This window comes from Pseudomonas sp. URMO17WK12:I6 (assembly GCF_003253625.1).
Classification (GTDB): domain Bacteria; phylum Pseudomonadota; class Gammaproteobacteria; order Pseudomonadales; family Pseudomonadaceae; genus Aquipseudomonas.
In genome coordinates this window covers 149,140-158,193 of sequence record NZ_QKYZ01000014.1, presented here as the reverse complement: position 1 = coordinate 158,193, position 9,054 = coordinate 149,140, and the positions used below count along the sequence as shown (strand labels likewise).

9 protein-coding genes and 4 tRNA genes are annotated in these 9,054 nt (G+C 56.6%); 6 read left to right on the top strand and 7 right to left on the bottom strand.

What is annotated here, in order from left to right; all coding sequences use genetic code 11:
- Together F475_RS23280 and F475_RS23275 are read left to right on the top strand one after the other, a co-directional pair.
- A partial coding sequence (locus tag F475_RS23280) for an Ig-like domain-containing protein (RefSeq protein WP_146602953.1) occupies positions 1–2,673 on the top strand: 2,673 nt, incomplete at its 5' end.
- 141 nt (positions 2,674–2,814) lie between these two features.
- Positions 2,815–3,738, top strand: coding sequence for a hypothetical protein (locus tag F475_RS23275; protein ID WP_256597236.1), 924 nt, complete (start codon positions 2,815–2,817; stop codon positions 3,736–3,738).
- 166 nt (positions 3,739–3,904) lie between these two features.
- Here the strand turns inward: F475_RS23275 and F475_RS23270 are convergent.
- Positions 3,905–3,981 (bottom strand) — tRNA-Arg (locus tag F475_RS23270).
- Positions 3,982–4,272: 291 nt separating this feature from the next.
- Between F475_RS23270 and F475_RS23265 the strand changes: the two genes are divergently transcribed.
- A complete protein-coding gene (locus F475_RS23265; protein ID WP_111454811.1) occupies positions 4,273–4,506 on the top strand; it encodes a hypothetical protein in 234 nt (77 codons plus the stop codon).
- Positions 4,507–4,529: 23 nt separating this feature from the next.
- Complete coding sequence (locus F475_RS23260; RefSeq protein ID WP_018926378.1) at positions 4,530–4,709, top strand: PA3371 family protein; 180 nt, start codon at positions 4,530–4,532, stop codon at positions 4,707–4,709.
- Here F475_RS23260 and phnN read toward each other — a convergent pair.
- Positions 4,684–5,256, bottom strand: a complete 573-nt coding sequence (gene phnN / locus F475_RS23255; protein WP_026286446.1) for a phosphonate metabolism protein/1,5-bisphosphokinase (PRPP-forming) PhnN — start codon at positions 5,254–5,256, stop codon at positions 4,684–4,686. The genes F475_RS23260 and phnN overlap by 26 nt on opposite strands.
- Positions 5,257–5,641: 385 nt before the next feature.
- Here phnN and F475_RS23250 point away from each other — a divergent pair, with 385 nt between their 5' ends.
- Positions 5,642–5,968 carry an Arc family DNA-binding protein gene (locus F475_RS23250; RefSeq protein WP_018926380.1) on the top strand — a complete coding sequence of 109 codons (327 nt, stop codon included), beginning with the start codon at positions 5,642–5,644 and terminating at the stop codon, positions 5,966–5,968.
- Positions 5,969–6,075: 107 nt separating this feature from the next.
- On the opposite strand, the gene mgtE is transcribed toward F475_RS23250, so the two are convergent.
- Entirely contained in the window at positions 6,076–7,518 is a 1,443-nt protein-coding gene (gene mgtE / locus F475_RS23245) for a magnesium transporter (RefSeq protein WP_018926381.1), read from the bottom strand.
- 321 nt (positions 7,519–7,839) lie between these two features.
- On the opposite strand from mgtE, the gene F475_RS23240 reads away from it, so the two are divergent.
- Positions 7,840–8,358 carry a hypothetical protein gene (locus F475_RS23240; RefSeq protein ID WP_018926382.1) on the top strand — a complete coding sequence of 173 codons (519 nt, stop codon included), beginning with the start codon at positions 7,840–7,842 and terminating at the stop codon, positions 8,356–8,358.
- A 19-nt stretch (positions 8,359–8,377) separates the two neighbouring features.
- On the opposite strand, the gene F475_RS23235 is transcribed toward F475_RS23240, so the two are convergent.
- The 4 genes from F475_RS23235 to csrA all read right to left on the bottom strand — a co-directional run bounded on the left by F475_RS23235 (position 8,378) and on the right by csrA (position 9,051).
- A tRNA-Arg gene (locus tag F475_RS23235) sits at positions 8,378–8,454 on the bottom strand.
- A 71-nt stretch (positions 8,455–8,525) separates the two neighbouring features.
- Positions 8,526–8,602 (bottom strand) — tRNA-Arg (locus tag F475_RS23230).
- Positions 8,603–8,709: 107 nt separating this feature from the next.
- A tRNA-Ser gene (locus F475_RS23225) sits at positions 8,710–8,800 on the bottom strand.
- 62 nt (positions 8,801–8,862) lie between these two features.
- Positions 8,863–9,051, bottom strand: a complete 189-nt coding sequence (gene csrA / locus F475_RS23220; RefSeq protein WP_002554426.1) for a carbon storage regulator CsrA — start codon at positions 9,049–9,051, stop codon at positions 8,863–8,865.
- Between the last annotated feature and the right edge of the window lie 3 nt (positions 9,052–9,054).

Below are 9,054 nucleotides of genomic sequence, written 5' to 3'. Positions count from 1 at the left end.
CAAACCAACACCGCCGGCAGCTACGGCCAGTTCTCCATCGGCACCGGTGGTGCCTGGACCTACGTCGCCAACTCCGCCCACAACGAGTTCGCCGCCGGCACCACCTACACCGACACCTTCACGGTGAGCAGTGCCGATGGCACCCTCACTTCGGTCACCGTGCATATCGCCGGCAGCAACGACTCACCGACGATCACTTCCAACGGTGCTGGTGCGACGGCTTCGATCAACGTATTGGAGAACACCACGGCGGTCACGACAGTGGTGGCGACTGACGCTGATCTACCAGCGCAGACGCTGAGCTACTCGATCCTGAGTACGGCCGGGACGGACTTCAGCAAATTCTCGATCAGTTCGAGTGGGGTGCTGACGTTCAATTCGGCGCCCGACTACGAGAATCCCCAGGATGTCGGTGGAACCACCGGCGACAACGCCTATGTTGTGAACGTTCAGGTGGCCGACGGTAATGGCGGAATCGACACGCAGACCATTACGGTAAACGTGCAGAACGTCATTGAGACGCCAGTTGATACCGTGCCGCCGACGGTGGCAGTGACGGGGACGGCCCTAGGGAGTTCGGTCGGTTCAACGTCGACGGTGACATTCCAATTTAGTGAGACAGTGAGCGGTTTCACCCTGTCTGATGTCGCAGTGACGACAACGAGCGGAGTGCCCCGCGGAACCTTCAGTAACTTTACCCAGGTTGATGGCGATACCTACACGGCAATACTGACCAGAACCCAGGGCGGCAGCATAAAAGTCGACGTTGCCGCGAACAGTTACACCGACCTGGCGGGTAATCCTGGTGCGGCCGGCAGCAGTGCCAACCTTCCGGCAGGCGTTGCCGGCGACCCCATCAATCTAGCCCTCAACGTTCCGTTAGCCGATATCAGCGGCCCCGTAACGGTATCCATCAGCGGGGTTCCCTCGGGGTGGGTGTTCAATGCAGGAACCGACAACGGCGACGGCACATGGACCGTGCACACCAACGATCCCGGCGCATTGACTGTGACAGCCCCAAGCGACTTCGTGGGTGCGTTGGTGCTTGACGTCAACATGAACTGGAGCAACAGCGACGGCAGCACCGCCAGCGCGTACGTGTTCAACAACGTCGAAGTCTACGCCCCGGGCGCGCCGATCTTCGCCTTGTCCGCTAACGATAACCTGACCGGCTCGTCAGGTGCCGACACCTTCGTCTTCGCCCAACCGATCGGCAACAACCAGATCTTCAATTTCGATGCCGCAGCGGACAAGATCGACTTGGTCGGCTTCACTGGCATCAACGGCTTTGCAGACTTGAGTATCACTAACGACGCCAACGGCAATGCACTGGTCAGCATAAGCACCGGCCAGACGGTCACTCTCAAAGGTATCGATGCGGCGGACTTGAGCGAAGCGAACTTCCAGTTCGATGTCGATCCGCTCACCAACAACACCGGTACCCTCACCATTGCCGACGGCGCGATCATGCCGTTCGGTGGCAGTATCCATAACAGCGGCACCATCGAGCTCGGCTCCGCCGGCAGCGCGACCAGCCTTGAGGTTCTGTTCCGTGGCGCGACCTTGACCGGTGGCGGCCAGGTGCTGCTATCCGACAACGCGCAAAACGTGATTTTCGGCGGCAGCGCCGACACCGTACTGAACAACGTCGACAACCGCATTTCCGGCGCCGGCCAGTTGGGTGCCGGGCAGATGGTGCTGATCAATTCGGGGCTGATCATGGCCAGCGGGCTGAACAGCCTGGTGCTCGACACCGGCACCCACACCATCACCAACAGCGGGGTGCTGGAGTCCACGAGCCCAGGCGGCATGACGGTGGCCAGTACGGTCGAAAACACCGGCCACCTGTGGGCCAATGGTGGTGACCTGCGCCTGCTGGCCGACGTGACCGGCGACGGCAGCGCGACCATCGACGGTAACGCGACCCTGACCTTCTCCGGTGCTGCACACGGGTCCGTCGCCTTCCACGGCGAAGGCGCGGGTACGCTGGTGATCGCACAGGCCGAAACAGCGGGCTCGCTGGCCGGCATCCTCGGCCTTGAGAGCAATGACATGCTGACGTTCGGCAATCTCACTTTCGGCGCCAACACCCAACTCAGCTACAACACCAACGCCTCTGGCGCCGGCGGCCTGCTGACAGTGGACGACGGCGTGCATCGGGCCGAGGTGAACCTGTTGGGGCATTACTCGGCGGAAGATTTCCAGGTCACCGACGGCGGCGCGGCCGGCACTCAAGTCAGTTACCACGGAGAATCCAGCGGCACGCTGGTGGGCACCATGCTCGCAGACACGATCAATGGTGGCGACGGCAACGACATCATCGTGGGCCGTGGCGGTGCAGATACGCTCAGCGGTGGCGCGGGAGCCGACGTGTTTGCCTACTTCAACGTGAATGAAGGCGGCGATCATATCCTCGACTACAACTACGCCGAAGGGGACAAAATCGACCTCTCCGCACTGCTCAAGGCCAACTTCGTCGCCGGCACCAGCCAGGTGTCGGACTTTGTCCAAGTGGTGCAGACCGGCAACGACATCACCGTGAAGGTAGACCCTGATGGCGCAAGCAATGGCAAGAATTTCGTCGATGTGGCGGTGCTTGACCACGCTGGTACGCCTGGGCCCGATCTGGTGCGCACCTGGTTCGGGGATGCGGAGCATACGCTGACGGCGTGATATTGGGCTGGAGTTGAGCAGTTGATGATGGTGGTGGAGACCAGGGAAGGTCGAATATGAATTGCACGATACCAACGTGAAATCCAAGCATGACGCGCCCAGAGGGGGGGGTGTATGTTCCGATGGATGAGGGAACTTTGGGTGGGATCGGATCTGGTCGAGTTTGAGAGCTCGTTCGGACTGGCGGAATCTATTGAGCGCCTGAAAGCCGCGACCCGGCACTGGGCTATGTTTACGCCTTTTCGAGAAGCGGCCGTGGGAACGGTGACGGAGTCTCGCGTTTCGCTCCAACGTGTCATCCCGATGGTACACAACTCATTCAAGCCACTTTTCGTCGGCCGATTCCAGGTGCGCCAAAACCAGGTCGTGCTAACCGGGCGTTTTGCGCTGCACTGGTCCGTTAAGCTCTTCATGGGCTTCTGGTTCGGGTTTTGTGTGCTTTTTACAGCATTGGCGTTGTTTACCGCCGTACCTGGGCCGCACGCCACATTCATGCCGCTGGAGGGGCTTGCGATGATGGCCTGTGGGATTGGCGTGATGCGGATCTGTATGTGGTTTTCCCGCAACGATCAGGCATGGCTGTCTGAGGTCATTCGCACGGTGCTGAGTAATCAGGTCGCGATTGCATCAAAAGGTTTGCCGCCCGATGAGCTTCGGAGCTCCCAAAAGCGGCCACCCACTGTCATCGTGATTGTCACAGCGATGCTCGCCCTCCAAGGGCTCATGTTCTGCGTTTCTGCCATAACGGATATCCAGCCTTCCCTGGGCGATCCAAGTGGTTCGGTCTTTACCCATTATGCAGACGTTAGACTTCGCTATCTTTCCGTAATATATGGCGCCGTTATGCTCCCGCTGGCTTTCGACGTTTACCGACAGCGCATGTTCGCCTGGCGAATGGGGTTCCTGGCGCTTTTTGGGGGGGCTGCCCTCCAGGCGCTTAGCTTGTTTGCCCGAGAGGATCTTGGCAATGCGCGTCAGACCATAATCTTCTGCGTCGCCTCCCTGGTGATCACCATCGTCTGGGCGTGTTGGTGGTACGCGCAGCGCGTCCATTTTCACGATTGATCGGGAAAGAGTCGATAGACCGCATGACACGACAGTTATGAAAAAGCCCCGCCAGATAACAATCTGAGCAGGGCTTTTCTTTGCTTAAAGCATACCTGTTGCACCCACCTAGCACCCATGAGGGTTAAGCAGAGAAACAAAAAGACGCTGTAGGCCTTGGATTATATGGTGTCCCAGGGCAGGTTCGAACTGCCAACCTTCCCCTTAGGAGGGGGATGCTCTATCCAATTGAGCTACTGAGACACAAGTTGCGCGCAAGGAATGCGCGGCGATGGACGGCGTGCATGTTAACGGGCAGGCCCGCTTTTGTCATGTCGTCCGTAGGGCTTTTTAAGTGTAGGCAGACGCCCCACGGTAGCGTGGCTTTGTTTACCGTGCAAATTGCATCACCGCAAAATGCCATCATTGCAAAATGCAATGCCGGCATTTTGTTAAAATAGCGTAATTCTTTGTTTTTAAAGGATTTAATAGCCGTTAAACTTTTGGCATGCGGGCTGCTTCGACTGTTCTCAAAGAACGAAGGAGATCAGCCCCATGAACAGCGCTCTTTTAGTCGCGAATGCAGTCGCCCTGGCGGTTCTGTTGGGTTTTCAGTTCTTCCCCGCAAACGACGCTGCGATGGTTGCCCAACGCACGCCCCATGACCTGCAGCTGCAAAAAGCGCCTCAATGGGCACTCACGAGCGATCAACGCAGTTTTGTCAGCCAAGAGCTGAGCCAGGAAAGTCTTCAACCGCGCACGCAGTCTTTTGAACGCTTGGTATTTTGAACCACCTCATCAGGAAGCACAGCATGTCCAAATCAGCCGCAGGGTTTCTCATCCTCGCTCTACTGAGTGGCATCCTTCATCTGTCATTAGTCCAGGACACGATCGTCACCCTGCCCCTGATTGCCTGCGGCGTGTTCAGTGCGCTGTTCGTGCTGGCGCTGATCGCCGGGCGCAAGATCAAGTTCGATCCGGTTCTGCGCTGACGCTCAGCAACTCCAGAAGACTGGCAACGGTGACCGCAAGGTCGCCGGAGTTATCGAGTCGACGGATTTGCGTATCACCGATTGTGTCGTCAGCCGTGAACAGCGCATTGCGGCACAGTCTCGCTTCAATTTCTGCCGGGCTTTCACGCCCCCGCCGTAGCAGGCGCTCTCGCAGAACGTCATCCTTGACCGTCAACAGCACCGGCAACAGCGTGGGATAGCGCTGTTGCGCTTCTGTCAGGTGGCCGCGCGAAGCATTGATCAGCACATCGCGTCCTTCCTTGAGCCACTGGTCTATACGCACAGGAATACCGTAATCCAGCCCATTGGCCTGCCACGAAAGCGCGAAATCCCCATTGTTTCTGCGTCGCTCGAACTCTTCGCGGGACACCTCAATGGCGTCTTCGCCGACGGACTCAGCCGAGCGCGTAATAACCCGCCGCACGACTTCACAATTGCGCACCCGCAACGGCCCGCGAGCGGCTTCGATGAGGCTGTCCTTGCCGGATCCCGAAGGCCCCATTAAATAAATCAGCCTGCCATCCATCCTGAAATCATCCCATACCGTCCGTCTGCCCTAGTAAATCGGCCATTTGCCACTATCCTGTTAAGGTAAGGAACAAGGATCGAATCCGCATAGCATGCACCTTCAGGCGTCTTCGGGCATCACCTGTCGGGCAAGAGGACGCGGTCAGCGATACGGACTCATGGAATGTTTTCAAACCAGTCCGCATTTCTGATAATAGGTGCTGGCATTAAGCCTTTACCCAGATCAATATTTGTCACAGAATTGACGCCAATGATCTGGCTAATTTGAGGCATGATGCGCGCCTCTATCAATTCAGGTTGAACATTTGGTCGGAGTGCTTGTCCTATCTGACATCCTGCGGCCTATCCCGAGAACCGCTCCCCTGAACTAACCGGTTAAATATATGCGCCCATTGAAACAGGCAATTTATTCCAGCCGTACGGCTGACAAGTTCGTCGTACGTCTGCCAGACGGAATGCGTGAACGCATTGCCGAGGTGGCTCGCAATCATCATCGCAGCATGAATTCCGAAATCATCGCGCGTCTTGAGCAGAGTCTTATTCAGGAAGGCGCGTTGGGCGAAGAATTGAGCATGCGCCTGGACAGCCCCGAGCTGTCATTACACGAACGCGAACTGCTGCAACGCTTCCGCCAACTCTCCCACCGCCAGCAAAACGCTCTGGTTTCGCTGATCGCCCATGATGCCGAAATGGCTGCAGACGTTTCCTGATTCATCCTGAAAGCTCAAGCCAGCGTAATTGCTGGCTTTTTTTTGCCTGAAATTCAGCCCCTCAAAAAAAAACCCGCCGATTGGGCGGGTTCTTTTGAGGTAGAACGTCAGAGCAGAAAAATCGTCGCCAGCCCGAGGAAGATGAAAAAGCCACCACTGTCGGTCATGGCAGTGATCATCACACTCGCGCCCATTGCCGGGTCGCGCCCAAGCCGCGCCAGGGTCATCGGAATCAACACGCCCATCAATGCTGCAAGCAACAGGTTAAGCGTCATGGCGGCGGTCATCACCACGCCCAGGGACCAACTGCCATAAAGCAGGTAGGACACCACACCAATCACCCCACCCCAGACCACGCCATTGATCAAGGCGACCGCCAACTCCTTGCGCATCAACCTCGACGTATTGCCGGTACTGACCTGGTCCAGCGCCATGGCCCGAACGATCATCGTGATCGTCTGGTTACCCGAGTTGCCGCCGATACCCGCCACGATCGGCATCAATGCCGCGAGCGCTACCAGCTTCTCGATAGAGCCCTCGAACAGGCCGATCACCCGTGATGCAACGAACGCGGTGATCAGGTTTATCGCCAGCCAGGCCCAACGGTTGCGCAGGGACTTCCAGACTGACGCAAAAATATCTTCTTCTTCGCGCAGACCCGCCATGTTGAGAACTTCGTTTTCGCTCTCTTCACGAATCAGGTCGACCATTTCATCGATGGTCAGACGACCGATCAGCTTGCCGTTCTTGTCGACCACCGGGGCCGAGATCAAGTCGTAACGCTCGAACGCCTGAGCGGCCTCGTAGGCGTCTTCGTCCGGATGAAAACTCACCGGATCGCTGGCCATCACTTCCGAGACCTGTTTATCCGGGTCGTTGACCAAAAGGCGCTTGATCGGCAACACGCCCTTGAGCACGCCGTCGTAATCGACCACGAACAGTTTATCGGTATGGCTTGGCAACTCTTTGAGACGACGCAGGTAACGCAACACCACTTCAAGACTGACATCCTCACGGATGGTCACCATCTCGAAGTCCATCAGCGCACCGACCTGCTCCTCGTCATAGGACAACGCGGAGCGGACGCGCTCACGCTGTTGAGCATCGAGGGTTTCCATCAGCTCGTGGACGACGTCTCGCGGCAGCTCGGAGGCCAGGTCAGCAAGTTCGTCGGCATCCATGTCCTTGGCCGCCGCCAGGAGCTCGTGATCGTCCATGTCGGCGATCAGGGTTTCACGAACCGAATCGGATACTTCGAGCAGAATGTCGCCGTCGCGGTCGGCCTTGACCAACTGCCAGACGGTCAGACGATCGTCCAGTGGCAAGGCTTCAAGGATGTAGGCAACGTCAGCGGAGTGCAGATCATCGAGCTTGCGTTGCAACTCGACGAGGTTTTGCCGGTGAACCAGGTTCTCGACCCGGTCGTGATGCGGACCTTCCTGGCGATGAGTCAGGTCTTCGACCACCCGCTGGCGCTGCAGCAGCTCAACGACTTGAGCAAGGCGGTCCTGCAAGCTTTCCTGCGTTTTCTTTACTTCAACTTCAGACATAGGCGAACTCCACTCCCAGCAGCGGGGCACGCCGGAAGGATCAATCAGTCAATTCATGATTGTAAAAACGGGGTACTGAGTAACTACTGGGTAAGTCCATGGAGGTATTCCACAAGCCCCGGCGGGGCTGACAGGCGCAATGATAACACCGCCTGACGGTTTTAAACGTGAAAAAATCGCGGCTGAAACAAGCGCTTGCGAGACAAACCTGAGCGCCGTCCTGATCCATGGAACTGCGACGACTCATCCTGAAAAGAAAACACACCGCAGTCGAAAAATGTAACGGCTACCCTTGATATGGACCGTCAAGGAGGACGTCGAATGCCACGGAATGCTAATTATTTTTTGCTTGCCGCCCTGCTCTGCCTGCCGCCCTGGGCGTTTGCTACGACCATCCACCGGTGTGAAGCCCCCGACGGACGCATCACCTTCACGACCTTGAGCTGTACGACCGGAGAAAGCCTTTCGCTTCAGGAAGTACGCACGTTTTTGCCTGGCAGCACGACAGCCCTGATGCCAGAAGCCGAGGTTCGCGAAACATCAAGTATGAAAAACCCAAGGAGAGAGCCGACGGTCGTTGGTCAGTCCGAGGACAAATGTGGAAATCAGCTCAGCGCGAAGGAACGCCGCATCGCGATCATCAATCAAAGAGTGGTTGCCGGCATGAGCCAGCAGGACGTCGAAAGCGCTCTCGGCAAGCCAGACAAAATCAGCACTCGCAATTCAGCCATGAGCTACCGCTACGACAACAAGCGAGGGCGCAGTGCTCACATCGAGTTCGATGAGAAAGGTTGTACCAAAGGAAAAGCCAAATCGCAGACGGCAAAAAGCCCGCGTTAAACGCGGGCTTTTTGGTGTTTGGTGCACTCGACAGGATTCGAACCTGTGACCGCTCGGTTCGTAGCCGAGTACTCTATCCAGCTGAGCTACGAGTGCATTTGTGTTTTTATACCAGATCACAACTGGTTGAAGCCAAGTTACTCACATTGCTGCAAACAACTCTTAAATGGTGCACTCGACAGGATTCGAACCTGTGACCGCTCGGTTCGTAGCCGAGTACTCTATCCAGCTGAGCTACGAGTGCATTTGTTGCCGCGCATTATAGGCCGTTAAATCTTTTTGTAAAGCACTTTTTCTAGTAATTTCAACAACTTACCGAAGAAGCCAGATTACAACGTACTAAACAAATAATGGCGGAGAACGGGGGATTCGAACCCCCGACACCCTTTTGAGGTGTACTCCCTTAGCAGGGGAGCGCCTTCGGCCACTCGGCCAGCTCTCCGCAACACGGGGCGTATATTAACCAGCTTTATCCCCGTTTGCAAACATAAAAAACGATAAAAATTAATGGCTTGGTTCTTCGTCCTTCTCTTTCTTGATACGCAGGTAAATTTCCTCACGGTGCACAGCCACCTCTTTCGGGGCGTTGACACCAATACGCACTTGATTTCCTTTAACGCCGAGCACGGTCACGGTGATTTCGCCATCACCAATAATCAGGCTTTCTGCGCACCGACGAGTCAGAATCAGCATACC